General features: G+C 39.7%; 28 protein-coding genes and 1 pseudogene. 18 read left to right on the top strand and 11 right to left on the bottom strand.

Going from position 1 to position 26,190, the window contains the following annotated elements; all coding sequences use genetic code 11:
* Both H5200_RS24485 and H5200_RS19770 read left to right on the top strand, forming a co-directional pair.
* Window positions 1-95, top strand: a 95-nt coding sequence (locus H5200_RS24485) for an IS3 family transposase (protein ID WP_404936147.1), incomplete at its 5' end; no start/stop codon positions are given.
* Between the two features lie 109 nt (window positions 96-204).
* Complete coding sequence (locus tag H5200_RS19770) at window positions 205-1,023, top strand: hypothetical protein (RefSeq protein WP_182762319.1); 819 nt, start codon at window positions 205-207, stop codon at window positions 1,021-1,023.
* A 257-nt stretch (window positions 1,024-1,280) separates the two neighbouring features.
* Here the strand turns inward: H5200_RS19770 and H5200_RS19775 are convergent, their stop codons facing one another.
* On the bottom strand, window positions 1,281-1,748 hold the full coding sequence (locus H5200_RS19775) for a chemotaxis protein CheX (protein ID WP_145234652.1): 468 nt from the start codon (window positions 1,746-1,748) through the stop codon (window positions 1,281-1,283).
* 80 nt (window positions 1,749-1,828) lie between these two features.
* Window positions 1,829-2,263 carry a transcriptional repressor gene (locus H5200_RS19780; protein WP_145234655.1) on the bottom strand — a complete coding sequence of 145 codons (435 nt, stop codon included), beginning with the start codon at window positions 2,261-2,263 and terminating at the stop codon, window positions 1,829-1,831.
* 93 nt (window positions 2,264-2,356) lie between these two features.
* On the opposite strand from H5200_RS19780, the gene H5200_RS19785 reads away from it, so the two are divergent.
* The 9 genes from H5200_RS19785 to H5200_RS19825 all read left to right on the top strand — a co-directional run bounded on the left by H5200_RS19785 (window position 2,357) and on the right by H5200_RS19825 (window position 8,525).
* Window positions 2,357-2,977, top strand: coding sequence for a MarC family protein (locus H5200_RS19785; protein WP_149983245.1), 621 nt, complete (start codon window positions 2,357-2,359; stop codon window positions 2,975-2,977).
* A gap of 104 nt (window positions 2,978-3,081) precedes the next feature.
* Window positions 3,082-3,552: an outer membrane lipoprotein-sorting protein gene (locus H5200_RS19790; protein ID WP_149983244.1), complete on the top strand. Its 471-nt coding sequence runs from the start codon at window positions 3,082-3,084 to the stop codon at window positions 3,550-3,552.
* Window positions 3,553-3,727: 175 nt separating this feature from the next.
* Window positions 3,728-4,687, top strand: a complete 960-nt coding sequence (dusA, locus tag H5200_RS19795) for a tRNA dihydrouridine(20/20a) synthase DusA (RefSeq protein ID WP_220491376.1) — start codon at window positions 3,728-3,730, stop codon at window positions 4,685-4,687.
* A gap of 235 nt (window positions 4,688-4,922) precedes the next feature.
* Window positions 4,923-5,594, top strand: a complete 672-nt coding sequence (locus tag H5200_RS19800; RefSeq protein ID WP_182718349.1) for a PspA/IM30 family protein — start codon at window positions 4,923-4,925, stop codon at window positions 5,592-5,594.
* 11 nt (window positions 5,595-5,605) lie between these two features.
* Window positions 5,606-5,812, top strand: coding sequence for a PspC domain-containing protein (locus H5200_RS19805; protein ID WP_149983241.1), 207 nt, complete (start codon window positions 5,606-5,608; stop codon window positions 5,810-5,812).
* 9 nt (window positions 5,813-5,821) lie between these two features.
* Complete coding sequence (locus H5200_RS19810) at window positions 5,822-6,145, top strand: hypothetical protein (protein WP_145234667.1); 324 nt, start codon at window positions 5,822-5,824, stop codon at window positions 6,143-6,145.
* A 101-nt stretch (window positions 6,146-6,246) separates the two neighbouring features.
* Window positions 6,247-6,765 carry a copper chaperone PCu(A)C gene (locus H5200_RS19815; protein ID WP_182718348.1) on the top strand — a complete coding sequence of 173 codons (519 nt, stop codon included), beginning with the start codon at window positions 6,247-6,249 and terminating at the stop codon, window positions 6,763-6,765.
* 8 nt (window positions 6,766-6,773) lie between these two features.
* A complete protein-coding gene (locus H5200_RS19820; protein WP_145234671.1) occupies window positions 6,774-7,760 on the top strand; it encodes a DUF2333 family protein in 987 nt (328 codons plus the stop codon).
* A 3-nt stretch (window positions 7,761-7,763) separates the two neighbouring features.
* Window positions 7,764-8,525 carry a TIGR04219 family outer membrane beta-barrel protein gene (locus H5200_RS19825; protein ID WP_149983237.1) on the top strand — a complete coding sequence of 254 codons (762 nt, stop codon included), beginning with the start codon at window positions 7,764-7,766 and terminating at the stop codon, window positions 8,523-8,525.
* 24 nt (window positions 8,526-8,549) lie between these two features.
* On the opposite strand, the gene H5200_RS19830 is transcribed toward H5200_RS19825, so the two are convergent.
* The gene (locus H5200_RS19830; protein ID WP_182740730.1) at window positions 8,550-9,437 is read right to left on the bottom strand and encodes a TIGR03899 family protein; all 888 of its coding nucleotides are present in this window, start codon (window positions 9,435-9,437) and stop codon (window positions 8,550-8,552) included.
* Window positions 9,406-9,909 (bottom strand): SRPBCC family protein, encoded by a 504-nt coding sequence (locus tag H5200_RS19835; RefSeq protein ID WP_246175639.1) that lies wholly within the window; start codon window positions 9,907-9,909, stop codon window positions 9,406-9,408. Before H5200_RS19835 ends, H5200_RS19830 begins: the two co-directional genes overlap by 32 nt.
* A gap of 268 nt (window positions 9,910-10,177) precedes the next feature.
* On the opposite strand from H5200_RS19835, the gene H5200_RS19840 reads away from it, so the two are divergent.
* The gene (locus H5200_RS19840; protein WP_182718346.1) at window positions 10,178-12,373 is read left to right on the top strand and encodes an EAL domain-containing protein; all 2,196 of its coding nucleotides are present in this window, start codon (window positions 10,178-10,180) and stop codon (window positions 12,371-12,373) included.
* Window positions 12,374-12,467: 94 nt separating this feature from the next.
* Window positions 12,468-14,642: a YgiQ family radical SAM protein gene (locus H5200_RS19845; RefSeq protein ID WP_145234682.1), complete on the top strand. Its 2,175-nt coding sequence runs from the start codon at window positions 12,468-12,470 to the stop codon at window positions 14,640-14,642.
* 67 nt (window positions 14,643-14,709) lie between these two features.
* On the opposite strand, the gene H5200_RS19850 is transcribed toward H5200_RS19845, so the two are convergent.
* From H5200_RS19850 to coaBC, 3 genes are all read right to left on the bottom strand, one after another.
* Window positions 14,710-17,484 carry a prolyl oligopeptidase family serine peptidase gene (locus tag H5200_RS19850; protein ID WP_182740732.1) on the bottom strand — a complete coding sequence of 925 codons (2,775 nt, stop codon included), beginning with the start codon at window positions 17,482-17,484 and terminating at the stop codon, window positions 14,710-14,712.
* Between the two features lie 157 nt (window positions 17,485-17,641).
* Window positions 17,642-18,229, bottom strand: coding sequence for a nucleoid occlusion factor SlmA (slmA, locus tag H5200_RS19855; RefSeq protein ID WP_182718344.1), 588 nt, complete (start codon window positions 18,227-18,229; stop codon window positions 17,642-17,644).
* A 115-nt stretch (window positions 18,230-18,344) separates the two neighbouring features.
* The gene (gene coaBC, locus H5200_RS19860) at window positions 18,345-19,562 is read right to left on the bottom strand and encodes a bifunctional phosphopantothenoylcysteine decarboxylase/phosphopantothenate--cysteine ligase CoaBC (RefSeq protein ID WP_179959239.1); all 1,218 of its coding nucleotides are present in this window, start codon (window positions 19,560-19,562) and stop codon (window positions 18,345-18,347) included.
* A gap of 153 nt (window positions 19,563-19,715) precedes the next feature.
* On the opposite strand from coaBC, the gene radC reads away from it, so the two are divergent.
* The 3 genes from radC to rpmG all read left to right on the top strand — a co-directional run bounded on the left by radC (window position 19,716) and on the right by rpmG (window position 21,071).
* The gene (radC, locus tag H5200_RS19865) at window positions 19,716-20,390 is read left to right on the top strand and encodes a DNA repair protein RadC (protein WP_169020545.1); all 675 of its coding nucleotides are present in this window, start codon (window positions 19,716-19,718) and stop codon (window positions 20,388-20,390) included.
* Between the two features lie 277 nt (window positions 20,391-20,667).
* Window positions 20,668-20,904, top strand: a complete 237-nt coding sequence (gene rpmB / locus H5200_RS19870; protein ID WP_004335549.1) for a 50S ribosomal protein L28 — start codon at window positions 20,668-20,670, stop codon at window positions 20,902-20,904.
* Between the two features lie 11 nt (window positions 20,905-20,915).
* The gene (gene rpmG / locus H5200_RS19875) at window positions 20,916-21,071 is read left to right on the top strand and encodes a 50S ribosomal protein L33 (RefSeq protein WP_004335545.1); all 156 of its coding nucleotides are present in this window, start codon (window positions 20,916-20,918) and stop codon (window positions 21,069-21,071) included.
* 251 nt (window positions 21,072-21,322) lie between these two features.
* Here rpmG and H5200_RS19880 read toward each other — a convergent pair.
* Window positions 21,323-22,441 (bottom strand): annotated as a pseudogene (locus H5200_RS19880) (GGDEF domain-containing protein).
* 160 nt (window positions 22,442-22,601) lie between these two features.
* Window positions 22,602-23,528: a manganese-dependent inorganic pyrophosphatase gene (locus H5200_RS19885; protein WP_182718343.1), complete on the bottom strand. Its 927-nt coding sequence runs from the start codon at window positions 23,526-23,528 to the stop codon at window positions 22,602-22,604.
* Between the two features lie 172 nt (window positions 23,529-23,700).
* Here H5200_RS19885 and H5200_RS19890 point away from each other — a divergent pair, with 172 nt between their 5' ends.
* Complete coding sequence (locus H5200_RS19890; protein WP_145234706.1) at window positions 23,701-24,219, top strand: hypothetical protein; 519 nt, start codon at window positions 23,701-23,703, stop codon at window positions 24,217-24,219.
* Between the two features lies 1 nt (window position 24,220).
* Window positions 24,221-25,030 (top strand): bifunctional DNA-formamidopyrimidine glycosylase/DNA-(apurinic or apyrimidinic site) lyase, encoded by an 810-nt coding sequence (gene mutM, locus H5200_RS19895; protein ID WP_145234708.1) that lies wholly within the window; start codon window positions 24,221-24,223, stop codon window positions 25,028-25,030.
* Window positions 25,031-25,102: 72 nt separating this feature from the next.
* Here the strand turns inward: mutM and H5200_RS19900 are convergent, their stop codons facing one another.
* Both H5200_RS19900 and H5200_RS19905 read right to left on the bottom strand, forming a co-directional pair.
* Window positions 25,103-25,603: a DUF3299 domain-containing protein gene (locus tag H5200_RS19900; RefSeq protein WP_182731300.1), complete on the bottom strand. Its 501-nt coding sequence runs from the start codon at window positions 25,601-25,603 to the stop codon at window positions 25,103-25,105.
* A gap of 10 nt (window positions 25,604-25,613) precedes the next feature.
* A partial coding sequence (locus tag H5200_RS19905; protein WP_182762321.1) for an ABC transporter permease occupies window positions 25,614-26,190 on the bottom strand: 577 nt, incomplete at its 5' end.

The raw sequence follows: 26,190 nt of genomic DNA on the forward strand, positions 1-26,190 counted from the left end.
ATTATATTCAGTTTTACAATTACAAACGTAGGCATTCTACGCTTAATTATATGACGCCACATCAGAAATATAATGAATTAAAAAATGCCGCTTAGAATCTCTACAGAATTTGTTGACCATTACACTTTAAGTTTTATATTTTTTGAGTAATTCCCTTTTTTTGCTATTGTAAAATATGGGAATAACTCAAAAGGGAATTTATTTATGAAATATTTAATGTTAATGGGTTTTGTTTTTATTTCATTCGGAGCATTTTCTGCGCCTTTAGATGATTGTGATAAACCTAATCAGCCTGACCACTATTATGAGGTGTGTCCAATAAAGGTGTTAATCACAGGTAAAAGTAAAATTGAAGGTGAAGAAGAGTTATTGATATCAGGCAAAATGTTTGAAGTAAAATATTATGCTTCACTATTTACAGAGACAAAAAAGCAAGGAGCATTGACGCTTAGTACTAAGAAAAATGTGAAGGTAAATAAATTAGATATTAATTTACGTTTTGAAGATTGCGATCAAAAAAATTGTAACTTAAGTGATTACAAAGAACATTTACAGCATCTAGTTGGAGATATAAGCATTTTTTTTAAAGCAATGGTTGGAAATGCGAATAGAAAGAAAATTGAGGATAATCTTAAAAATAGACTATTGGAGCTAGATCGCTCCATTTCATTTTCTGATATCACCACAGCTGTTGACCTTTTTTTAAAAGCTAGTAATAAGCCTGTATTTTTTAAGTTTTTGAATCCGCATGGGAATGTTATCGCATACATACGTGCCGATATAGATTTAAATGGGTATGTAAAGCTTTCTGAATTTATTTATAGAGTCGTAGAGGGAAATGAAACAAGCTGGTTGGGGAATAGAGACTATGACTTAAATGCCAGTGATGCTATGTGGGACTTTTTGTGGGAAAGACAATTAAGAAGAGTTAAAAGATGTGTAAACACGATTGTTCAAGTTAGAAACATGAATGGTAATCTAGAAAGTTTTCCAAGCACTCAGTGTTGGTATTTATACAACTAAAAAAAGCTAAGATGGATACTGTTTTCTAGTTAAAAACTCGCTTATAGCGGGTTTTTATTTTCAGCCCCTAAACCACCTACTTCAGTAGATGGTAAACGAAGAAACAATACGAAGATATGTCAGGCATCAGCAGAAAGGGGGAGACAAGAGCAAGCTCCGTTAACTCTGGAGTAAACAACGCTCCCTTTTAGGGGGCTAATTCAAAACCACCTTCTTTAGAAGGTGGATCTTTAATTGAATGGTTTTTTGCAACCAGCTCATATTTTATCGAAACTAACTTCAATATTGGCATTACCGGCATCAGAGGTAAATGGGATTAATATTTTTGCCCCTTCACTTTTATGAGTTATGGTATGGCCTTTACCAGACACAACGATTGGTGTAGCCATATTAAAGTCATAGCCTTTTTCACCAAGTAGATTTTTTGCCCCACCAGTGACCATATTGGTAATTTCACCAACCATATCGGTTACTTCTTCATTGATCGAATCAGGGCGTTCACCTAGCATTCTTTCCATAATAGTCAAGGCAAGGCTCTCATCAAAAGTGATCGAAAATGAACCTTTAGTTTGCGGTCCTACCATGCCAATTAATCCCGAAACGTCGCCACAGGCAACTTCATCTTTTTTTATTTTCGGCTTACCCGGTTTTAGTTCGGTTTGCGCCATTGTGCTGAGCACATTTAATAAAGATGATAAAAAAGGATTGATGAACTCTACATTCATTATTGTTTATCCCTCGAATTTAGCAGTTTAACTGCGGTTATACGTTAAAGTGTAGTGAGTTATTTTAGCTCTGCACTTAATTATTCTTTACAATTTCCACATCTACCATGGGCTTCAATAGTTTGCCCCGATACGACGAAACCACTCTCAGCAGCAAGACTATTAAGTTCATGCGAAATCACGCTAGAGTGCAGCTCTTTGACAAAACCACAACTGTCGCATATCAACAGTTGTACAGGGTGGATATGATCAAAATGATGACACAACATAAATGCGTTAGTACTTTCAATTTTGTGAATAAAACCTAATTCAGCTAAAAAGTCTAAGGCACGGTAAATTGTGGCTGGTTTTGCTCCTGATTCAGTGAGTTTTAGTTGCTCTAATAAATCATAAGCGCCCACTCCGCCTTGCGCACTTGCTAATAGGCGAAATACTTTTTCACGAATTGGAGTGAATCGCGCACCGCGATTGTCACACACTTGTTTGGCTTTACTAACGAGTGATTCTATTTTCATCTTCTCTTATCCTTACGCTACCGTGTTATACTAACATACTGTATTGTAGTTGCAGCGTTTTTATTAGACAGTTTTATTCTAGGAAGGCTAACAATGAATGAATTATTAGCGGTATTTATTTTCTTTTTTGCGGTTATCGATCCAATCGGTACTGTGCCTGTTTTTATAGCCTTAACACGCGGAGATAGTGACAAATTCAAACGTAAAGTCGCGTTGAAAGCTGTTCTGGTGTCTGCTGGGGTATTATTGTTTTTTGTTGTCGCTGGGGAGCTGCTTTTAAATGCTATTAATATCCCCTTGTCAGCGTTTCAAATCGCAGGTGGTATCGTGTTATTGCTGTTCGCTTTGTCGATGATTTTTGGTGAAAGTAAACCAGAAATGGAAATTAAAAGTGTACGTGATAGCACTGAAACGGCCATTTTCCCTTTAGCTATCCCATCAATCGCCAGTCCAGGCGCGATGCTTGGCGCTGTTTTGATGACTCGTAATACTGAATACACGTGGGTTGAGCAGTTAATTACTTCATCAATGATGTTAGCTGTTCTTACTGTGGTACTTGTGCTTTTACTGTTGGCAACCCATGTTCACAAATTAATTGGTGATAGCGGTGCGAGTATCGTTAGCCGGATCATGGGTTTGATCCTTTCATCAGTTGCCGTGACAAATATACTCGACGGGATAGCCCATTATTTTGGCTTACAAGTATTCATATAAAGGCTGTGTAGCGCTGTTAAAAAACTATTGTCATATAAAATTTTGAATTATTGCTTAGAATTATCTAGATTAAATATAACGTAATAAAATTTAAGGAATGAAAAATGTTATTAAAAAAGATTATTTTATGCGGTTTTCTCGCTTTAGGATTAACGGCTTGCGTTGAACCGCCTCCAAGCGAAATGAAGGTTATTCAAGTTACTGACTATGATTTTAGTCATAATGACAATCATGCCGTTACCGTATATTTCGGTCATACGGGAGGAGATCATTACACCGTTACTTTATTACGAGACGAAATTAAAGAGGGAGTGTTTATTGAATCTTCCGCTAAAAATGCGCCTAATTTAGTGTTTGATGCCAGTTGGGCTGGTGAATATTATGTGCAGTCAGCTAAGCATGATACTCATTCATCTTTAAAAATACTTGAGCTAAATAGCGAAGCTAAAGTTGCTAAATTTGAAGTCGCAGCACGTTTGGTTAACCCCAAGCAAAAAAATGATTATATAAGCTTAGAAAAAACCACTATTACAGTGCAAGGCCAGCAATTTGATAATCTAACAAAATCGTTTTAAGTATATTATCTAAAGCGCAGCATACATTTTTGTTGCTGCGTTAAACAACTCAATCTCTGCTACCGACAAACAACAACTTGCTTACGATTGAAGCTCGGCTTTGATTTGTGTAAAATATAGCGCCTTCCAATGAGGGAATAACCCTTATACTTATATATCATCTGAGGATTTTACTTTGAATAGACGTTTTTCTGTGGCACCCATGCTCGATTGGACAGACCGCCATTGCCGTACTTTTCATCGTAAAATGACCAAGCATGCGGTGCTTTACACCGAAATGGTAACAACCGGTGCAATTTTATTTGGGCGTGGTGATTATCTACACTTTAATACACATGAAAACCCCGTTGCTTTGCAATTAGGTGGCTCTGATCCTGAAGCTTTGGCAAAGTGTGCAAAACTGGCTGCTGAACGTGGTTATGATGAAGTAAACCTAAATGTTGGTTGCCCTTCGGATCGAGTGCAAAATGGCCGCTTTGGTGCGTGTTTAATGGGCGAGCCGCAGCTTGTTGCTGATTGTATTGCAGCAATGAAGGCGGAGGTTACTATTCCTGTTACGGTGAAAACACGCATTGGTATTGATGAGCAGGATTCATATGAGTTTTTATGTGCGCTGATCGAAGCGAGTCATAAGGTTGGCTGTGATGACTTTATTATTCACGCCCGTAAAGCATGGCTAAAGGGATTAAGTCCGAAAGAAAACCGTGAAGTTCCACCACTTGATTATCCGCGTGTTTATCAACTGAAAAAAGATTACCCACAGCTTGATTTAAGCTTAAATGGTGGGGTTAATACCATCGCTGATAGTGTTGCTCATTTAGCGCATCTTGATGGCGTTATGATCGGTCGTGAAGCGTATAGTAATCCATTTATATTAAGTGAAGTGGACGAGAAAATTTACGGTGATACTGCGTGTACATTATCGCGTCATGACGTGGTGCGTTCAATGTATGGTTATATTGAAGATGAAATGCGCCAAGGCGCTAACTTTTGGCATATAGCTCGCCATATGTTGGGTATTTTCCAAGGCCAACCAGGGGCGCGAGGATTTAGACGTCATTTATCTGAAAACGGCCATGGTAAGCAAGCAGATTTATCAGTGATGGATAAAGCATTAAGTTTTGTGCCTGAATAGCTGAAATTTTAATCTTGGAAGCCACTTTTTAGTGGCTTTTTTTGATCCTAAAATTTAGTCAAAATATCACTTTTTTAGTTAATTTAACGTATTTTAATTCAGCTAAACGTCACTTTTAAATTGATGTTATCTTTCTATCCTATTGTTATTTATTGTTTTAGTTGTTTTTCTAACGACATGGCATAAGTCTTGGAATCTCCTTGGTGTAATCACCCATAATCAACAGGAGAAAATCATGGGCCTAATGAATCGTGTTAATGATCTAATTCAATCAAACTTGGTCGCTGTGCTTGATAAGGCAGAGGATCCAGCAAAACTACTTAATTTACTTATTATCGAGATGCAACAAGCTCTGAATGAGTGTCGTACTACTACTGCAGCGATTTTGTGTGAAGAAAAAGCATTGAAACGCCAGCAAAGTGATAAGTTAACATCCATAGCACAATGGCAAGAAAAAGCCGAAATAGCCGTTAGTAAAGGCCGAGATGATTTAGCCACAGCCGCATTAAAAGAAAAGCAGCGTGTAGTCGCTGATATGGCAGCTGTTGAACCTGAGCTCGTTAAATTAACCGATTCATTGGCCAAGTTAGCTGACGATGCACAGCGTTTACAAGACAAACTTAGTGCTGCCAAAGCAAAGCGGCAGAGCTTAACTCAGGTGCATAGTGTTTTAAATGCACGAGTACGAGTTAATCAGCAGTTACATAGCGATAAAGTGGCACATGCACTGTCGCGTTTTGATGTGATTGAGCGCCGAGTTGAGTCAATTGAATCACAAGTGGAAGCATACGAAATGGCTGCAGCTAATCAATCAGACACGGCAACGCAAATTGATGCGCTTGTAAAAGACGAAGCCTTGGATAAAGAGCTTGCAGCACTTAAAGCTAAAGTAAAACAGTCGGCTTAGGAGTTATAAAAATGAATACATTTAATAACAATACTCAATGGTGTAAAGATCCATTAAATAAAAAAATATCGGGAGTATGTAGTGGCTTAGCGCGTCGGTTTGACTTTCCGATTTGGGCAACTCGATTAGCAACTATTGTACTGTTTATTCAGTTCCCACTATTTATAGGTGCGGGTTATTTAATTGCACATTGTTGTTTAGACAACAAGGTTTATTAGGAGAGCGCCATGAAAATTATTGCACTGTGTCTACTAGCAGCATTGTTTATCGCTTCTAGTCCATTTGAGATAATGCAGTTTGACTCATGGCAGCTCCCTTTGTGGATTGCTGACTTGAGTTGGGTTGGCATTGAACTATTTGGTGCATTAGTCGCTGTGGTGGTCGTTATTGCCATTATTGCGCTGGTTAGTGTTGGTTTGATTGGCGCAGGTCTAATAATAGGAGTCGGCGTGATGCTGGCTTTGTTGTTTGGTTCTGTGATGATCGCATGGCCGCTACTGCTGATTGTTTTTCTGTGTTGGTTAGTCGCGGATAATAAAAAGGTGGCATAGCTTGCCACACAGAGGTTACCTTAAATGCTAATTTAGCTGACTATTTTTTCGCAAATATGCTAAATTTAGCACTTAAAGTGATTATTATAACAAGGATCGAAATGACTCTTAAGCCATTACTAACTATCTTCACAGCGGCTTTTTTAGCTGTAGGCCTATACTCTCCTGTGCTATTTGCCCATGCAGAGCATCAACATGATACAGCAAGTGATATTGTAGTTAGCAATGCCCAAGTAAGGATTTTTTTACCTGGCAGTCAATCCAGTGTTGGTTATTTAACGCTTGTTAATCATGGTGATGCAGCAGTGACATTAACTAAGGCTAGCCTTGAGGGCTTAGGACGAGTTGAAGTACATGAACATCAGCATGTTAATGGTATGATGAAAATGCAAAAAGTAGATGGGTTAGAGATCAAAGCACATCAACAGCTAGATTTTAAGCCAGGTAGTTATCATTTAATGGTTTTTGAACCAAAAGAGCCGTTAAAAATAGGGCAAGAACTCAAACTCACGCTATATTTTAGCAATGGAGATCGTGTATTTACTCAAGCTACCGTGGTTTCATTAGAAAGCCAAGTTGAGCAAGTATCACTATCTGAACAGCACCATACACATCACTAGGAGATTAAATGTCACAACATAAAGGGAAAATTATAGCAGGGCTAATATTAGTTTTTATTTTATTTTATGCCGTATCTGTGTATTGGAGTGTTGAGCCAAGCCGCGTAAATGTGATCACGCAAGCTAAACAGGATGCGCAGCAGCGTGGCGAAAAACTAGTAACAGGTTACACAACAACTACGGCTTTGATTAATGTTGCCAGCACATTATTGAATAAACCTGGTGGCTATTTATCAAATGATGTAATACCTCCGAGTATTCTTATGGATAATATGCCTGCTTGGGAATATGGCGCATTAGAAATGACGCGCGATTTGGCGCTATCAATGCGTAAAGACTTTAGCCGTTCTCAGTCGCAATCGACCGAACATGAAGCTCTAAAAAAAGCCCAGCCCCAATTTAATATTAGTTCAGAAGCATGGGCGTGGCCAAGTGCCGAGAGTGAATACCAAAAAGGCATTGATTTATTAATCGTGTATCGTACTCAAATAGCTGACCAAAACAGTCGTGACAGTCAGTTTTACGCGCGGGCAGACAACCTACGAGGCTGGTTAAAAGAAGCCGAAAAACGCCTTGGTAGTTTAAGTCAGCGGTTAAGTGCCAGCGTTGGTCAAGATCGGTTAAATACTGATTTAGCTGGTGACAAAGAAGCACACCAAGCGACTTATGCACCATTACAAAATCAGATAAAAACCTCTTGGTGGGAAATTGATGATGTGTTTTATGAATCACGCGGTGCAACTTGGGCTTTATTACATTTTTTGCAAGCGGTAGAATATGACTTTGCTGATGTATTAGAGAAAAAGAATGCACGTGTGAGCTTACAACAAATTATACGTGAGCTTGAAGCAACCCAAGAGACTGTTTGGAGTCCGGTGATTTTAAATGGTAATGGTTTTGGTTTTGTTGCTAATCACTCATTAGTAATGGCAAATTATATTTCACGAGCCAATGCGGCTCTTATTGAACTTAGCGAACTTTTAGCGCAAGGATAACACATGAAAAAGTACTGTTTAGCCGCTGCCCTTTCGATGGCATTTTTGGCTCCAGCGGCTCACGCTGACACTCTATTAGGTTTATATGTTGGTGTTGATGGCTGGCAATCTGATAATTCAGGTAGCTTTTCTGATAGCGGTAATATGCAAGACTTTAATTTTGAAGATGAAACCTTCATTAGCTACTACGCAGCGCTTGAGCATCCAATTCCATTAGTGCCAAATATTAAGTTAAAGTATACCGAGCTTGAGTTAAATGGCTCAACCTTGCTTAATGAGACGTTTGAGTTTGGTGGCACTTCATTTACAACCAATACCACTGCAACTACGGTCAGCGACTTATCACACATTGATTATATTTTATATTATGAGATATTTGATAATGACTTGTTGTCTATCGACTTAGGTGTAAATGCTAAGCAGTTTGATGGCGATATTGTTGTTACCGGTACTGCCAATGGCACAACAACAACAGAAACTGTGGATTTTTCTGGTTTTGTACCATTAGTGTATGGTCGTGCTGAAGTAGGCTTACCGTTAACGGGTTTAAGCGTCTTCTTTGAAGGCAGCTTACTTGCTATCGATGATAGCAAAGTACAAGACTACCAAGCGGGTATTGCATGGGCTTTGCTTGATAACTTAGCGGTAGATTTAGATATCAAAGCGGGTTACCGTAAAATGACGCTAGAGCTTGATGATATTGATAATCTATATACTAATATTGATGCATCAGGTCCATTTGCCGGCATACAAATTCACTTCTAATTTGTGTGCTTTGGCGTGGTACCGTTATTTAATTGCGTGCCACGCTACTTCAAACTCTTCTTCAAGTGCACTGTTTAACAAGTGCTTATAGGCCTTATTAACTGGCGTGTTAATCAATTTTCTAAGTTCATCACCCGTTTGCGTAAATTTATAGTAACTGAGCACTAGATCGTTATTTTTTGGTTTGAGTGCAACCCGTTGGGTTAAAAATGTCAGATTCATTTCTTGGCCCGCCTTAAGTGCTGCGGATTCAATTTCTTTACGGTAGATTAGGCCGATATCCATCAAAGTTAATACATCAGGAAAGCTGATCCCAGCTTTACCTAAGTTAAACGACACTTTATTGCCTTTGCGTAGCAAATCAAATAGCGAAGGTTTTTTATAAAAGCCTAATAAAATTAAATGGCTATTATCTTTTTCATTATAGCCACAAATCGCGGTACATTTTTGTAGTGCATCCGCTTCGCGCTGGGTCATTTGCTTAAGTGTTTGTAAGCTTTTAATTGAAAATGTTCCCGGTGATACCGTTTCTCCCGCTAAAATTTTTGCCCACAGCTTTTGCATTGATTCGTTTGAAGTATCTTCACATAGTGCAATAAAGCGTTCGACCCAATCACTGTCAGGTTGCCCTTTACTAGTTACGTCAGGGCAAAAATCCATTGCCATGGCCATAATCGCTTCAATATTGTGTTGTTGTTTGATAAGGAGCAATTGTTGGCGATGTTGGGCTCTATTGAGTGTTGAGTTATCACTATTGACTTGATAGGGCAGTTTACTTTGCCCTTGTGGGCCATAACTATCATCACTGGTACTGGTAAGGCGAGTCGAACTGGTTTTACTCATCGAGTAACCTAGCTTAGTTTCAATTATATGAGCAAGGTTAATTTTTGCTTGGGCTGTTTGAATCGTCATCGATCTTCTCGCTGTGTGGGGCTATTTGCAGCTGTGCAGTAGTTTTTAAATTATTAAGTCCAAGTTTCACCGTATTTGCCAAAATATATTGGCTAAATAGCGCCAAGTAACCACCTAAAATTGAAGTAGTAACTTCGCCATCTAGTGAGCATGTCACTTGATTACCATTAGCTAGTGGTGAAAAAGAGACCACACCTGTAACAATATGCTCTTCATTAAAGAGAATATTAAAATTGATTTTAGTGCTGCTTATATTGGTAATCGTCATTTCACCAAATCCCCAGCTACTTTGCCAAAATTGATGAGCACCAACGCCAGAGCTCGGCTCTCCAAGCGTGAAAACAATACTCGGATCTACTTTTTGCCAAGGTGACCAGCTAGACCACTTGGTAAAATCACTAAGTAACGGGGTGATATCTGTTTGCGGAGCATGAATTTCAATGCTCTTTTGTACTTGGTATTGCTGTGGCAATAGCAGCCCAATTACCAAAAGAATTAAAGTAATCAGAAAAATAAATTTAGTAATTCTGGGTAAAATATTAATGGCTGTTCCTTAAATTATAAATTCCACTGTCGCACAGCAAGCTGCTGAATATCGACTATAATCTGTAAATCAATATTCATTAATCATCGACATTAATACTGTATCATAAGTTAAATAGTGATAACTTATTAGTCAATAACTGAATTGTCTCAATATTAAATGATGGCGCGTAATATTTGAATTTAAAGGATTTGGAATGACGTCAGAACACAATGATTTTTTGTTTTTTAACCATGAAGATGAGCCTCATGAAGAGGTTGTGCCCAAAGATTACTGGGATGTTCTGATTGTTGATGACGATCCTGAAATTCACACTGTAACAGAACTAGCACTCTCAGGCGTCGAGTTTTGGGGAAGAACACTGCGTTTTCATCATGCTTATTCTGGCGCTGAAGCAGTTGAAGTGTTAGCTAATACTAATAATGTGTCGGTATTACTGTTAGATGTAGTCATGGAATCCGATGATGCGGGTTTAAAAGTAGTTAAAGAGGTACGTGATACGCTGAAAAATCATAACGTACGAATTATCTTACGAACGGGTCAGCCTGGATATGCGCCTGAAGAACAGGTGATCCGAGAATATGATATCAATGATTATAAAACTAAAACCGAACTTACCCGCAGTAAGCTAGTTACCTCGTTAGTTACAGCTATTCGCTCATACGAACAAGTTTGCCAACTTGAATATCAAAGCAAAGCGTTAAATAATATTCTGTTAGCCTCAAAGGCAATTTTAGGTTTTACCGACATTAAAGCATTTACTATGGCGGTGATTAAGCAGCTCTCGGTAATTTTAGATTGTGCGCCAAGGGGGGTTGTGTGTGGCAGTCTGGATGATAGTTATCAAGTTCAAGTGTTGGGTGGTTGCGCTGAGTTTAGTGCTTTTATTGGCCAAGGTGTAGAACAACTTGATGATGGGCGGATTATTTTGCAAGTGAAAAATTGTTTTGAGTTTGGCGAACATCAGCACACTGAGCACGACACTACGTTTTTATTGAAAAGTAAAAATCGTCAGGCTGCTATTTACTTAGAGTACGTTAGCCAACCAAGCTTAACACAATTGCAATTTGCTGAAATTTTCTTAACAAACGTCAGTGTAGGCTTAGATAACGTCAGACTTTTTAATAAACTCAGAGATGCAGCCTACAAAGATGTGTTAACAGGTCTTGCCAATAGAACTGATTTTATTGAACAAATTGAAAAGTATCATCGATTAAATAGTAACGAGTATCTATTTATTCTAATTGATGTCGCTCATTTTTCAGACATCAACAATGGTCTGGGTCAAGAAGTGGGTAATCACTTACTTACATCAATCGTTGAGCGACTCAAACAAGAATACCCAAACGCTAAATTACTGTCACGGATTGGTGCAGATGTATTTGGTTTTTTAATTGAGCGCGATGGATTTGATCTAAACGAATTAAGTGAAAATTTAAGCTTACCGTTTGCAGCAGCAGAGCATCTGTTACCGGTTAATTTTAAAATTGGTTTGTGCGAGCAACTGGACTTTCAAACCACAGGTATTGAAACACTTAAGCTTGCGTATATTGCACTCAATCACGCTAAAAAAGGTAATCAGGGGAATGCTGTTTGTTATACACCCGATATGGAAGAGCAAATGGCTTGGCGATTAGGGATTATTCGCCAGCTTCGCCAAGACTTTGAAAATAATAAATTGGAAGTATGGTATCAACCGCAATTGGCGTTTAGTGATTTGTCATTAAAAGGCTGTGAAGCATTACTACGTTGGCCATCGGGACAAGGTAACTATATTTCTCCTGCGATTTTTGTACCACTTGCTGAAGATGCCGGGCTAATTGTTGAGATTGGTCAATGGGTATTGGAGCAGGCTTGTCAGCAGCAAAAACGTCTTGAGGTTCAAGGTGTTGAAATTTGTATTGCGGTCAATGTGTCGGTACCGCAATTTAAGGTAAAAGGCTACGCACAACAAGTCAAAGATACTTTGCGAAAATATCAGGTAAACCCAAAAAATATTGAATTAGAAGTTACCGAAAGTGTGGTGATGGATGATCTCTCGATGGTGATTGAAACACTGCAAGATCTAAAAGAGTTTGGTATTGAAGTGGCGATAGATGATTTTGGTACTGGTTTTTCATCACTGAGTTATTTGCAAAAGTTACCGTTGGATAGGTTGAAAATAGATCGTGCATTTGTCAAAGACTTACCCGAAAAAGACAGCGGCGCAATTGCCAAGCTGGTTATAGCTCTTGGCGCGCAGCTCGGATTAAAAACGATTGCAGAAGGTGTTGAAACACAAGCACAAGCTGATTTTCTTAAGCAATTGGGTTGTGATGAAGTGCAAGGTTTTATGTACGCTAAACCGATGCCTGAAGTTGAGCTTATTCAATATATTGAAAGTAAAAAATAATATTATGTTTGATGCCAGTGTAAATAGCTAATATCGCTTGGTGATTAATTCGGGTATACTCTGCGACCTTTTTTAAAGCAATTGGTTACTTTATATGAGCGCACTTAAAGCCAAGCGAGCGTTATTCTCATACCCTAAATATTGGGCTGAGTGTTACGGCACAGCACCATTTTTACCAACTACACGCGAAGAGATGGATGCCCTTGGCTGGGATAGCTGCGATATCATCATTATCAGTGGTGATGCTTATGTAGATCACCCCAGCTTTGGTATGGCGGTAATTGGTCGTGTACTTGAAGCACAAGGTTTTAGGGTCGGTATTATCGCTCAGCCAGAATGGGATTCGAAAGATGCCTTTATGGCTCTTGGTAAGCCTAACTTATTTTTTGGTGTGACTGCCGGTAACATGGACTCGATGATCAACCGCTATACGGCTGAAAAGCGTATGCGCCATGATGATGCCTACACGCCCGGTAATGTGGGTGGCAAGCGTCCTGATCGTGCGGTGATGATTTACTCACAACGATGCCGCGAAGCCTACAAAGGTGTGCCAATTGTAATAGGTGGTATCGAAGCCAGCTTACGTCGAATTGCCCATTATGATTACTGGCAAGAAAAAGTTCGCCGTAGTATTTTATTTGATGCCAAAGCCGATATTCTTATTTACGGTAATGCTGAGCGACCATTAATAGAAGTTGCTCATCGTATTGCCGCCGGCGAAACGATGGATACCATTCAAGATATCCGTGGTACGGCGGTTATTCGTAAAGAGCCATTACCGGGCTGGCGTGGTAGTGATTCCACCGCGATTGATAAAATTGGTAAAATTGACCCAATTCCAAACCCATATGGTGCGGATGATGTGGGTTGTAGCAAAAGCGAATTTAAAAAAGCGGGTATTGATTTACAAGCTGAAGCGGCAAAACCAATTACCATTCAGCCAGCGCGTCCTAAACCTTGGGAAAAAACCTACGTTAAGCTACCTGCGTTTGAGCAAGTGAGTGTTAATAAACCGCTGTACGCTCATGCATCACGTATTTTACATCAAGAAACGAACCCAGGTTGTGCTCGAGCGTTATTCCAACGCCATGGCGATCGCTCTATTTGGGTTAACCCACCTGCGTATCCGCTTGAAACACATGAAATGGATGCGGTGTTTGGATTGCCTTATCAGCGTGTTCCGCATCCAAGTTATGGTACTGCAAAAATCCCCGCTTACGACATGATCAAAACCTCAGTTAATATTATGCGAGGTTGTTTTGGTGGCTGTAGTTTCTGTTCAATTACTGAGCATGAAGGACGGATCATTCAAAGTCGTTCACAAGAATCGATTATTGAAGAAATCGAACAAATTCGTGACAAAGTACCAGGGTTTACTGGGGTTATTTCGGACCTTGGTGGGCCAACTGCTAACATGTATAAACTGCGTTGTAAGAGCAAAAAAGCTGAGAGTACCTGCCGACGTTTATCATGTGTATATCCTGATATTTGTAAGCATATGGATACCGACCATACACCGACTATCGAGTTGTATAAAAAGGCCCGTGAAGTTAAGGGGATTAAAAAAATCCTAATAGCCTCTGGTGTTCGCTACGATTTAGCTGTGCAAGACCCTCGTTACGTCAAAGAACTTGTAACCCATCATGTTGGTGGTTATTTAAAGATAGCGCCTGAGCATACCGAAGACGGGCCATTATCTAAGATGATGAAACCAGGCATGGGCGCATATGATCAGTTTAAAGAGCTTTTTGATAAATACTCAAAAGAAGCAGGGAAAAAACAGTACCTGATCCCTTATTTTATTTCTGCGCATCCTGGCACTAAAGACGAAGACATGGTGAACATGGCGTTGTGGTTAAAGTCGAACGATTTTAAACTAGATCAAGTGCAAAATTTTTATCCGTCACCAATGGCTAATGCCACCACGATTTATCACACTGGGATGAACTCGCTGCGTAATATTAAAAATAATACTGAGCAAGTGCCGGTGCCAAAAGGCGCGCGTCAACGTCGTTTACATAAAGCGATATTGCGTTATCACGACCCAGCAGGTTGGCCGATGATCCGTGAAGCACTGCGTAGTATGGGCAAAGCTAAGTTGATTGGTAAAGGTCCAAATTGCTTAGTGCCAGAAGAAACCCGTGACGAAAAATCGCTTAAAGCAGGTAAAGGCGGGCGTCCAGCGCTTAGTCGTCACACCGGATTTAGCCAGTTTAAAAAAGCCAATACCAAACCTAAGGTTGGCGGTAATCGTCAGCGGGCTAGGTAGTTTTAGGTAAATAAAAAACGCCCAGCATTTGCTGGGCGTTTTAGTTTATGGCTGCTTATTCTTCAGCTTATTCTTCAATGAAAGCTTCGCCTTCGGTCATCCACTTAGCGGCAGGCTTGCCTTTTAAGTAGTGATCAAAGTACTGCATCATCCGAATTGAAAAATCCACTTGGTTAGGGAATTTCTTTAAGTGGTGTGGTTCACCTTCATACTGCAAAAACGTCGCATCTTTGCCTGCACGGCGCAGCGCTAAATAATACTGTACGCCTTCGTGCCATGGTACAGCATCATCTTTATCACCAAACATAATTAAGATTGGTGTATTTACTTTATCAGCGAAGAATACCGGTGAGTTTTCGATGTAAAGCTCTGGCGCTTCAAACAAGGTTTTACCGATACGGCTTTGCCCAGTTTCATATTGGAACTGACGCGCTAATCCAGATTTTAAGCGAATACCGCTGTAAGCGCTGGTCATGTTTGACACGGGCGCACCCGATACTACCGCTTTGAACATATCAGTTTGGGTGATCATAAAGGCACTTTGATAGCCCGCCCATGAATGCCCTTGTAAGCCAATTTTATCAGGGTCAGCGATACCTAAATCAATCAGCTTTTGGGTGGCGTTGATCATGGTTTGCGTTGATGATTTACCTGGGTGACCAATTTCAAAGCGAATATCAGGTAAGAAAATCGCGTAACCGTTCGAAGTAAACATTGGGAAGTTAGGACGGTGGTTTAATTCCATTTTAGGGAAATCAAACATGCGTTGACTCATATAACGGTAAAAGTACACCACCACTGGCACTTTATCGCCCTTTTTATAGCCTGCAGGCTTTATCAATACGCCTTGCAAGTCTTCGCCATCGAAGCCTTTATAGCTAATTAGCTCCGGTTTTTGCCCCCACGCAAAGTCGTTAACTTGTGGGTTTAAGTTAGTAACGCGTTGTGGCTTTTTAAAGCTAAAATCAGCTTGATAAAAATCAGGGAACTGCTGATAAGTTTGCTCAGTGAATAGGTATTTATCGGCATTTTTAGCTTTTTTTACCACGTCAAAACGTTTTTTACCGCTTAATACTTTGCTGATCGAGTTATCAGCAAGATTGAGTTTTGCTATTTCAGTTTGCTTTTGCTGTAAGTTTGTAGCACTTAGCAACAATGTATCGTCTTTTTTAAAGCCAACTTGGTCTTTATCAAGTTTGATGACTCGATATTGCGTGTTGTTTTCTTTGCCTTGTGTAAGGCGTGTGGCTTTGAGGGTTTTAACGTCAAATGCCCAGATATCGTATTTGCTATATACCAGCACTTGGCTGCTATCAGTTAACCAACCGGCAAAACCATAACCCGGTTGAGTTGAAGGGTAATCGTGCTGATCATCAGCGAACGTTGCTTTAATCGCTGTTGTTAAGGTACTGACTTTATTGTTACCTAAGTCTTTGAGTTGCACTTGGCTATTTTCAAAGTAAGCAGCAAATTGTCCACTGGGTGATAGGCTGGGCCTAAACGGGTAATCACTGATAATTGCTTTACGCTCACCATTTTGCACATTGACTGCATAGTAGTCAGCAAAAAAACCGCCATACATAATACGTTTAAGATAAGGTAAATTTGAAGAACCAAGTAACGCAGTGCGATTGTTGGTATTGAGTGCCACATCTGGCATGTCAGTGTTACTTAGTTGCGCAACTTGTTTGCCATTAAGATGGTAAACGGCTTGATAATGGCGGTTTTTATTGATTTCTTTCCATTGTTGCTCTTCGCGGGGTTTAATTTCGGCATCGTTGTTATGCCAAACATTAAGGCCTTTTTGGTCGCGTATCGTATCGTAATCAAATAACGAGGCTTGATCTGTGTATTTCTTTTCTTTAATTTTTGCCGCTAACTTAGGGTGATTTTCAAAGTACAAGCGTTCACCGTCTTCAGACCAGCTCAATTTTGCTGTTTTACCAATAGTCCAATCTTTTTCAGGAGCAGCAATATTTGTAAGCTGTTCGTTTTGCCACAGTTTTAGCTGATGATCGCGACGGCGCATATCGTCATTTACATAATTACCCAGTGTAAATGCGGCAATATTCTTAGTTGGATGCCACACTATTTTGTTTGCAACAACGCCTGGTTCATCAATTAATACACTCGTATCAAATGTTTGGTTTAATGTAATTAATGCTACTTGGTTATCGTTACCGTCAGGATAGCTTTGGCTGACAAGAAGCTCGCTGCCAAATGTATTGATTGCGTAACTAAATACGCTATTTACTGTATGAGTTGTTTTGTCTTTTAAATTTACAACAATGAGCTCAAACGCTTTATCTTTTTTATCAGGTTTGATTTCACTGGTTTTAGCGGTGTTTTTTGTGTCATCAATATCTTTACTATCAGCGTCTTTATCTGCTTTTTCATCAAAGCGATAAGCTAACCAGTTACCATCATCAGAGAGCTGGTAATCTTTTACGTTCTCAAAAACTTGTTGTTCCCCCGTTATTGTATTAACGAGTACTAGATTGTTTTTTAAGGTGTCTTTCTTTTTTGTGGTTTCTTTTTCAAGCAAAGTAGGGACTTGGGTGAATGCTACCCAGTTAGCTGCTTTGTTGATCTGAGGTTTAGTGCCGCGCTCAATTTCTGCAAGTAATTTATTATTGTTTAAGGTATAGACTTGGCCTGTTGCATCGCCACGGTATGGGGTTGCACTAAAGCTCAGTACTTCACCATTTTCAGATAATTGCGTTGTTTTAGCTGCTTTGAAATCGAATACATCTTTAAATTGTAGCGGCTCTTTTGCGGATGCCATGGCACTGCCAAGGCTTGCAACCAGTGCTACGCTGAGTAGGGAAAGTTGTGCTTTCATTGTTACTTCTCGTTTTGTTTCATCTGCATCATCATAACGAGTTTGTTCAACAATTCGAGTAGAAACGATAAGCGGTCGAAAATAAAGGTTGAAAGTAACATTTATAAAAAAACCTTGTAGGAAAACCGACAAGGTTGATAATTTTAGGAGCTAGGAGTTAAAGCCATATTTTTTGTAATTCTAACCACTGTTTTTCAAATTGCGCGCTAGGTTTTGCTTTAAAGTCACTGCGGACAAATTGGTTCATCTTGCCTTCAATGTAGGCAAGTAAAAAGTTGGCAATGGTTAACTCATCACTTTGAAAGGTTTTACCTTCGCGAAGTTTACGCTCGCGTAGTACTTGTTTTAGTTGTGTTTCAAGCTTTTCAAACAAGCTTTGTACACGCTCACGCAAGCGTTCTTGTTCACCTTGCAAGGCGTCGCCGGTCAAAATACGAGTGATCCCCGGATTTTTCTCAGCAAATGCCAGTAGTAGCAATAAAATATTATAGATACGGCTTTGAGTTTCTTTTTCGTTTTCAAGAATGAGATTTATGCGCGACAACAAAGTGTCTTCAATAAACTCTATTAAGCCTTCAAACATCCGTGCTTTACTCGGGAAATGACGATAAAGCGCAGCTTCAGAAACGCCTACCTCAGCAGCTAATTTTGCTGTGGTGATACGTTGACCTAGGCTGGTTTCTAACATTTGTGCGAGTGCTTGTAGTATTTGCTCTTTGCGATTACTTCTTTTTGTCGCAGGCATGAACATTCCTTTCTTTATAATTATTTACTTAGCTTTTGGCGGCTACTTATCACTCACTTTTTGAGCAAGCAATAAGGGCTATGTTAATGTTTTATTCAGTTTCTTTCCAGCCTTTTTACAATCGTTTAGCAAGCTCACTCATTACACTCAGTGCTAATGCGCTTTTGGTATCGACGGGCAGTTCTTTTTGTTCATTATGCCAGAACAGTGTTAAAGCATTATGATCTGAATTAAAACCAAGGCCCGTTTGTGATACATCGTTAGCGCAGATCATATCGAGGTTTTTATTGCTGAGTTTGCCTTTCGCATAGCTTGCGACATCTTGAGTTTCTGCGGCAAAGCCAACTGTATATGGGCGACCCTCTGTAAGGCTAGCAACTGCGGCAATTACATCTGGATTTTTAACTAAAGTGAGAGTCAGTTCATCGCCTTGTTTTTTCATTTTTTGCTCGGCTATCGCTGCGGCGCGATAATCGGCAACCGCGGCGCAACCAATAAAAGCATCCGATTTGGGAGCAAAAATAAGTGATTGTTCAAGTAGTTGCTCAGCGGTCTCAATGTTTATTAGGTTTACACCTGGTGGTGGCGCAATTGTTACCGGACCTGAAATCAGGTTAACCGTTGCACCTAAACTAACTGCCGCATGTGCAAGCCCAAAGCCCATTTTCCCAGAGCTGTGATTTGATATAAAACGCACCGGATCAAGTGGCTCACGAGTTGGCCCTGCGGTGATTGTAATTGTTTTACCAGCTAGTAGTTGCGGTTGCGAAGGTTGCGTGCATAGTGCCACTAACTGATGTGGTTCAAGCATTCGCCCTGCACCTACATCACCACATGCTTGTTCACCCTTACCCGGGCCCCAAATTGCAATGCCACGCTGTTTTAAAGTTGCTAGGTTAGCTTGAGTTGCTGGGTGGGCATACATTTGTTGATTCATTGCAGGCGCCACTGCTACTTTTGCGGGGGTTGCCAGCAATAGAGTGGTGAGTAAATCATCTGCAATGCCGACTGCCATTTTTGCGATGATATTAGATGTGGCAGGAGCGACTAATATTAAATCAGCCCATTTAGCAAATTCAATATGGCCCATAGCGGCTTCAGCAGATGGATCGAGCAAAGAGTCTGAGACCATTTCACCACTTACGGCCTGCATGGTAAGCGGAGTAATAAAGTGCTTAGCTGACTCAGTCATCACCACTTTGACATCACAACCATGATCTTTTAAACGTCTAACAAGTTCGGCGCATTTGTAGGCGGCAATACCACCGCTGATACCAAGTACAATTTTTTTATTTACTAATTCTGTCGCTAAATTGGTCATTAACTTTGTCATACTCTGATAAAACTGTTTGTCGATATGCGCTAACGATAGCAAATCTTTGCCTTGGGGACGAAGTTTTAATATGGAATTTATTCGCAGTTTTACAGGCGAAATTTTATTTTTGCATTACAGTTAAATTATAAATCATTTTTCAGGGACGAAATAATGCAGCTCACCTCTTTACCAAGTAGCCAGCGACCACGCGAAAAGTTATTGGCGAAAGGGGCTAAGTCGTTAAGCGATGCCGAGTTATTAGCGATATTTTTGCGAACGGGTTTGCCGGGCATGAATGTAGTTGAGTTAGCACAACATTTAATGACACAAAATCAAACACTGCATAACTTATTTAATGCATCAATCGATGATTTTTGTGCACAAAAAGGACTGGGCACAGCAAAATTTGTGCAACTTCAAGCAGTACTGGAGTTGAGTCGTCGTTATATGATGGAGCAATGCCAGCGCGAAGCAGTATTTAATTCACCGCAATCAGTATATGACTATTTAACGATTGAGCTGCGAGGCTTGCAGCAAGAAGTGTTTATGGTGTTGTATTTAGATAGTCAGAATCGCTTAATTAAAGAAGAAACACTTTTTTATGGCACTATTAATGCGGCATCTGTTTACCCAAGAGAAGTCGTCAAAGCGGCTTTAAAAAATAACGCTGCGGCACTTATTCTGGCTCATAATCATCCATCAGGTATTGCTGAACCAAGCCAAGCTGATAAATTAATTACCACTAAATTGCAGCAAGCTTTGCAATTAGTCGATATAAATATTTTAGATCACATCGTTGTTGGGGGAGATAATTGTGTTTCGTTTGCAGAACGAGGCTTGATTTAAGCGTATTCAAATCACTAAGCGTGTTAAAAATGAGCGGTTTAGTGCTTATTTGCAAATTAGTTTAATTTAAATGCAGTTTTTACTTTCCCTAAGGGCATTCGATCTTTATAATTAGCCGCTATCAAATTTACACATGAGCTGGTTGGATTAGATCAATCACTTGATCTTTGCCTGTATAAGCTGTATAAAGAGCGCCCTTCGATTTATCCCTGGGGCACAAAATACATAGCCTAGGGGACAAATTAAGCTCGAGCGAAGTTATTGGAGATATATAGACATGTCTAAAGTATGTCAAGTTACAGGTAAGCGTCCTGCGGTTGGTAATCACCGTTCACACGCGAGAAACGCGACTAGACGTCGTTTCCTACCTAACCTACAAACACACCGTTTTTGGGTTGAAAGTGAAAAACGTTTTGTAACATTACGCACTACTACTAAAGGTATGCGTATTATCGATAAAAAAGGCATCGACACGGTTCTTACTGAAATCCGTGCTCGCGGCGTAAAAGTTTAAGGACCTGAGTCATGCGTGATAAGATCCGTTTAGTTTCTACAGCTGGTACTGGTTTTTTCTACACTACCGACAAGAACAAGCGTAACATGCCGGAAAAAATGGAAATCAAAAAGTTTGATCCAAAAATCCGTAAACATGTTCTTTTCAAAGAAGCTAAAATCAAGTAATTTTAGTTTTCTATGAATATCAAAAACCCAGCTTAGGCTGGGTTTTTTGTTTTTCAAATGCGTAGTTTTTCCGTTCTCGAATCACAGATTATACCAATCGTTTTAAGTTACTGACCATTTATAGCGACAGAAAAATACAGTGATAACAAGGCAGAAATTTTGACATGTAGTTGTTCTACATGAAAAATTACTAACGCAGTTAGCGCTTTATTTAGCGCGCTAGAATAGTTAAATATTTAAGTCGATTGGTATTATTCGTTTATATCATCGTCGACTAATTTTAAAAATGTGTCATAACAGGTAACATGTGCGTTGTTATCGTTGATGCAAACTAAATTTCGGCCGTGATGTTTAGCAAAGTAGAGTGCCTTATCAGCTCGCTCTAATACTTTTAAAACGCTATCATTACTCTTTTGTATAGCGGTTACCCCAAGGCTGATAGTGATAGGCATATTGGCAACTGTATTTGAGCTAATTAAACTCCTTAATTCATTCGCTTGCTTTGCTGCATCCAACAAAGCAGTGTTGAGTAATATTATTACAAACTCTTCACCACCCCAACGAGCGATTAACGCTTACTCACCTATTTTTTGCTGCAACAGATGGGCAAACTCTTTTAGTACTTTATCGCCAACTAAATGCCCGTGGGTATCATTAATTTTTTTGAAATAGTCTATATCACACATAAGTAAACAATGAGATGTTTGAGAGTGCTCGCTTTTAGTTATTAATGCCGATAACTCTGCATCAAATTTTTGTCTGTTATATAACTCAGTCAACTTGTCTGTTTCTGCTAACTTTTTAATTTCGTCATTAAGGTTAGATAAGTTTTGATACGCTAACGAACGTGTTTTTTCGTAAAATCTAAAAATTAGAATATGAGCGATACTGACTTCGATAGTGTTAAATAATGATCCTAACCCTATGGTTATTGTTTGTTGTTGCTGTGTATAAATTAAGTATGCACAAATAGAGAATGCAATTGCGCTGATGATGCTTCCCCGTTTTCTGCCTATTAAAAAAAATGCAATAGGGGGGATAAGCGTAGCCCATAATATTGAGAATGGATTTCCGCCTACCGAAATTATAAATAATATAGCTAAGCTGCTAGCCATTAATGTAACAGCCCATGCGGTTACATTAACGTTGCCAGATTTGTAAAACCAGAAATAAATAGTTAATGAGATAACAAGTCCTAAACAGTCAATTAAGGCAAGGTCTAATTGCTCGAAATAGAAAACATTGAGTACTGTTAAAATGAAAAAGTAAGCTGTTGAAAATAATAAAAAATGGGCGATTAAACGTGCTCGCCAAAAATCTTTGTGATCCTTTGCAAATTGCGGAGACTTACTGTACCAAAACCCTAACATAAATGAATATTACCTAATTATTTATGATGTTAAGTATTACTTATTTGCAGAGTCCTGTGTAGCACAAATATTAACTGATAAGTTTTAGGTATAAAAAAACCTTGCAGGAAAAACCCACAAGGTTAATATTTTTAGCACCTAGCACCTAGCACCTAGCACGTTAAAGCTTTGCAAATGCATCTTGCAGTGGTGGTACTACTTGCTTTTTACGGCTCAGTACGCCGTCTAGCCATGCTTTTCCGTCTTTGGGCGTTACACCATAAGCAGTTTCAACTAGTGTTGCATCGTCAGATACGATCAGCATTTGTGAGCCTTCTTTCATGATGTCGGTAAGTAATAAGAATACCGAGTGGCGTCCACCTTCTTCTTTAAGCTTAGCAATATCAGCTTCAAGGTCTGCTTTAATATCATCAAATACCGCTAGATCGATAACTTCTAATTGACCAATACCAACTAGTTTACCGTTCATGTTGAAGTCTTTAAAATCACGCATTACTAAATCACGCGCTGGAGTATTCTCAACCGCTGACTTAACACGGAACATATCCATGCCTAATTCTTTAAAGTCTTCGATGCCGGCAATTTCAGCAAGCGCTTCAACACATTTAATATCAGCTGTGGTGCAGGTTGGTGATTTGAAAATAACCGTATCACTTAAAATTGCACACATCATGATGCCTGCAATGTCTTTTGGAATTTCAACATTGTAGAAGTCATACATCATTTTAATGATAGTGTTTGAGCAGCCAACAGGGCGGATCCAGCATTCAAGAGGTGTAGAGCTGGTTAAATCGCCTAGTTTATGGTGATCAACAACGCCAACAACGCGAGCTTGATCGATATCATCAGGTGCTTGCGTTTTTTCGGTATGGTCAACGATGTAAACATCTTCACCGGCATAACTTAATTTTAGCTCTGGTGCTTCAAAGCCGAATTTATCAAGAATAAACTGCGTTTCAGGTGATATTTCACCAAGACGAGTTGGAATTGCTGGTTCTTCGATTTGGTTTTTCAAATATGCGAGTGCGATTGCACCACAAATAGAATCTGAATCTGGGATTTTATGACCCACTACATACATTGACATGACGGAACTCCTTAAATTTTGCCGTATTTTAGCAAAGTAATTTAACTTTGACACATTCGCGTTGGTGATTTTTTGTAATATTCAGTCTTAACAGTAGTTAAAAAATTCAACTGCCATTTTTATATGTTTTTGGTTACACTTTAACTAATTGAATCTTTTAGGAAGAACTCAAATGCAGTTAGGTCGCAGGGGCTGGAATAATGTGGTTATTTTTTCCATGCTGTTGATGATTTTCTTTTTTAATGGATTACATACAAAACTCAACAGTGGTTCAGAACAATCTAGTGTGCAAAGTGTATTGCCAGCGCAAAACTTTATTTTAGCTCTAGAGTTTCCCGATCAAAAAATAGAGCGCATAGGCACTTCTTGGCGCGCCACTGCATTAATCAATAATGCACCTGCTAGTTTTTGGCAAGCAACAACAGCAAACCTTGTGGCATTAGTAAATGAATGGCAGAGCATGCAATTGTCGGTCGCTGATAATCAGCAAGCATTCCATAATACCTCAGCTTTGACTGTAGCAACCGTATGGTTGGCAGGCGAGCAACTTCCTTGGTTGTATCAATTATATAGCGCACCACAAGGCTATTATTTATTAGATAAAAGCAACCAGCGCGTGTTATCACTTGATAAAGCAACTGCGCAGCGTTTATTCCCTAGTTTTAATTTTTCACAAAGTGAGCCTAAATAGTATGCCTGAATTACCAGAGGTTGAAGTTAGCCGAATGGGGATCACCCCACATATTTTGCAGCAAACAGTTACAAAGGTGAATATTCATAATCCGAATATGCGTTGGCCTGTGCCTGATGATGTGTACAAAATCGCTAACTTAGCTGTGTTAGCTGTTGAGCGTAGGGCAAAGTATTTGCTACTTGAGTGTGAACTGGGCAGCATTATTTTGCATTTAGGTATGTCGGGTAATTTACGAGTTGTTGAACAAAATGAGCCATTAAAAAAGCATGATCATATCGAGTTTATATTTGCCAACGGTAAAGCTCTTAGACTAAATGACCCACGCCGATTTGGTTGTTGTTTATGGCAAGCGCCCGGCGAATGCCATAGCTTACTGAGCAAACTGGGCCCTGAGCCACTCACTGATGAATTTACTGCTAAGCGCGTATATGAGCAGTCACGAAATAAGAAAGTGCCAATCAAACAATTTATTATGGATAACGCTGTGGTGGTTGGTGTGGGTAATATTTACGCTAACGAGTCTCTTTTTAAGGCCGGTATTCATCCAAAACGTGAAGCAGGAAAAGTATCACAAGCGCGCTATCAGCAATTAATCCCTATTATTAAAGATACTTTGGCTGCGGCTATCACCCAAGGTGGCACGACATTAAAAGACTTTGCCCAAAGTGATGGTAAACCAGGTTACTTTGCACAACAGTTATTAGTTTATGGCCGCAAAGGTGAGCCATGTATGGTATGTAAGAAAGCATTAACAGAAATTCGTTTAGGGCAACGTAGTACAGTGTACTGTAGTCAATGCCAAAAATAAGTTAAGGCATGTTGCACTTGAGAGCTGCTATTTGCAGCACTGGGAACAACACGCCTGAGGTATGTATCTGAGTTACAGCTCAAACGGTGCAACGCCGACGGCTGTCATTTTATAGCCCACTTGTGCAATGTCGCCACTCCAGGTTTCAGTGCTGATGACGCCGGTAACTACTATGGCATCGTACAAACTTTCAATTGGCACGCCGCCTTTAATTGTCACATGAACAATTTGATTCGGTGGTGGTGGTGGCACGTGGATGCAAGCACCAAAGTAAGGCACTAATAAAAACTCAGTAATCATTTCGCTGTCACCTTCAAGAGGTACTACAAACCCAGGTAAGCTGACTGATTGGCCATTGAGTTCCTTAACAATTGGTGCATCTAGATCAGGTTGCACCCAATTTTGCTCTGTACCTTCATGGCTAGCTTGATCTTGAGTATCTATTTGTACATGTCCCTTAGGAATTAAATCTTCCCAAAAAATTTCTTTTGGTTCATTGGCATAACTACTAAAATTATAACCAAAGCTAAAAATAACTAAGCAAAGCAAACTGAGCTTTTGAAAGTACTGCATGATATTCCTCTTAAATTTTAATGCTCATGCCATCAGACAATGAGTAAAAATAGGCGCGGGTGGCTGGTATCAAACCAACGATAAAGCCGGCCGCCATAATAGCGCCGATCAATACCAGTTCATAGCTCGATAGCATCGCAATGGTGATTGTGATGCCGGCATTACTTTGCAAGTAACCTGTGGCAAGAGACATTAATAAATAAAATAACCCACAACCTACTAGGCAACCTAAAAAGGTTATCAGTAGTGATTCTATGCTGATCAATGTGAATAAATGCCAAGGACGCGCACCGACAGAGCGTAAAATGGCCAATTCGCGGCGGCGTTGGTTAAGGCTGGCCAATAGGGTCGTTAGCATGCCTAGCAGGCTCACGAGTACCACTACGATAGAAAACAGCAACAAGATTTTTTCAACAATTGTCAGCATTTCCCATAGCTCACGCAAAGTTACACCAGGCATGATGGCAAGCAACGCTTCAGGTTTGTACTGATTAATATTGCGCCTAACTTGTAACGTATAAAGCGGAGAATCAAAACCCACTAAAAACGCGGTGATTTGCTTAGGTTCGCCTGTTAGATCATCATGC

Origin of the sequence: Pseudoalteromonas sp. SG43-7 (assembly GCF_014164295.1) — a bacterium.
GTDB classification, from domain to species: Bacteria; Pseudomonadota; Gammaproteobacteria; order Enterobacterales; family Alteromonadaceae; genus Pseudoalteromonas; species Pseudoalteromonas rhizosphaerae.

Coding starts and splice junctions, on each gene's coding strand:
- mutM (WP_145234708.1), top strand. CDS start 24,221: ATGCCTGAATTACCAGAGGTTGAAGTTAGCCGAATGGGGATCACCCCA.
- H5200_RS19890 (WP_145234706.1), top strand. CDS start 23,701: ATGCAGTTAGGTCGCAGGGGCTGGAATAATGTGGTTATTTTTTCCATG.
- rpmB (WP_004335549.1), top strand. CDS start 20,668: ATGTCTAAAGTATGTCAAGTTACAGGTAAGCGTCCTGCGGTTGGTAAT.
- radC (WP_169020545.1), top strand. CDS start 19,716: ATGCAGCTCACCTCTTTACCAAGTAGCCAGCGACCACGCGAAAAGTTA.
- H5200_RS19820 (WP_145234671.1), top strand. CDS start 6,774: ATGTCACAACATAAAGGGAAAATTATAGCAGGGCTAATATTAGTTTTT.
- H5200_RS19785 (WP_149983245.1), top strand. CDS start 2,357: ATGAATGAATTATTAGCGGTATTTATTTTCTTTTTTGCGGTTATCGAT.
- H5200_RS19800 (WP_182718349.1), top strand. CDS start 4,923: ATGGGCCTAATGAATCGTGTTAATGATCTAATTCAATCAAACTTGGTC.
- H5200_RS19825 (WP_149983237.1), top strand. CDS start 7,764: ATGAAAAAGTACTGTTTAGCCGCTGCCCTTTCGATGGCATTTTTGGCT.
- H5200_RS19840 (WP_182718346.1), top strand. CDS start 10,178: ATGACGTCAGAACACAATGATTTTTTGTTTTTTAACCATGAAGATGAG.
- H5200_RS19885 (WP_182718343.1), bottom strand. CDS start 23,528: ATGTCAATGTATGTAGTGGGTCATAAAATCCCAGATTCAGATTCTATT.
- rpmG (WP_004335545.1), top strand. CDS start 20,916: ATGCGTGATAAGATCCGTTTAGTTTCTACAGCTGGTACTGGTTTTTTC.
- H5200_RS19780 (WP_145234655.1), bottom strand. CDS start 2,263: ATGAAAATAGAATCACTCGTTAGTAAAGCCAAACAAGTGTGTGACAAT.
- H5200_RS19845 (WP_145234682.1), top strand. CDS start 12,468: ATGAGCGCACTTAAAGCCAAGCGAGCGTTATTCTCATACCCTAAATAT.
- H5200_RS19810 (WP_145234667.1), top strand. CDS start 5,822: ATGAAAATTATTGCACTGTGTCTACTAGCAGCATTGTTTATCGCTTCT.
- H5200_RS19850 (WP_182740732.1), bottom strand. CDS start 17,484: ATGAAAGCACAACTTTCCCTACTCAGCGTAGCACTGGTTGCAAGCCTT.
- H5200_RS19790 (WP_149983244.1), top strand. CDS start 3,082: ATGTTATTAAAAAAGATTATTTTATGCGGTTTTCTCGCTTTAGGATTA.
- H5200_RS19770 (WP_182762319.1), top strand. CDS start 205: ATGAAATATTTAATGTTAATGGGTTTTGTTTTTATTTCATTCGGAGCA.
- slmA (WP_182718344.1), bottom strand. CDS start 18,229: ATGCCTGCGACAAAAAGAAGTAATCGCAAAGAGCAAATACTACAAGCA.
- H5200_RS19805 (WP_149983241.1), top strand. CDS start 5,606: ATGAATACATTTAATAACAATACTCAATGGTGTAAAGATCCATTAAAT.
- H5200_RS19900 (WP_182731300.1), bottom strand. CDS start 25,603: ATGCAGTACTTTCAAAAGCTCAGTTTGCTTTGCTTAGTTATTTTTAGC.
- H5200_RS19815 (WP_182718348.1), top strand. CDS start 6,247: ATGACTCTTAAGCCATTACTAACTATCTTCACAGCGGCTTTTTTAGCT.
- coaBC (WP_179959239.1), bottom strand. CDS start 19,562: ATGACAAAGTTAATGACCAATTTAGCGACAGAATTAGTAAATAAAAAA.
- H5200_RS19775 (WP_145234652.1), bottom strand. CDS start 1,748: ATGAATGTAGAGTTCATCAATCCTTTTTTATCATCTTTATTAAATGTG.
- H5200_RS19830 (WP_182740730.1), bottom strand. CDS start 9,437: ATGACGATTCAAACAGCCCAAGCAAAAATTAACCTTGCTCATATAATT.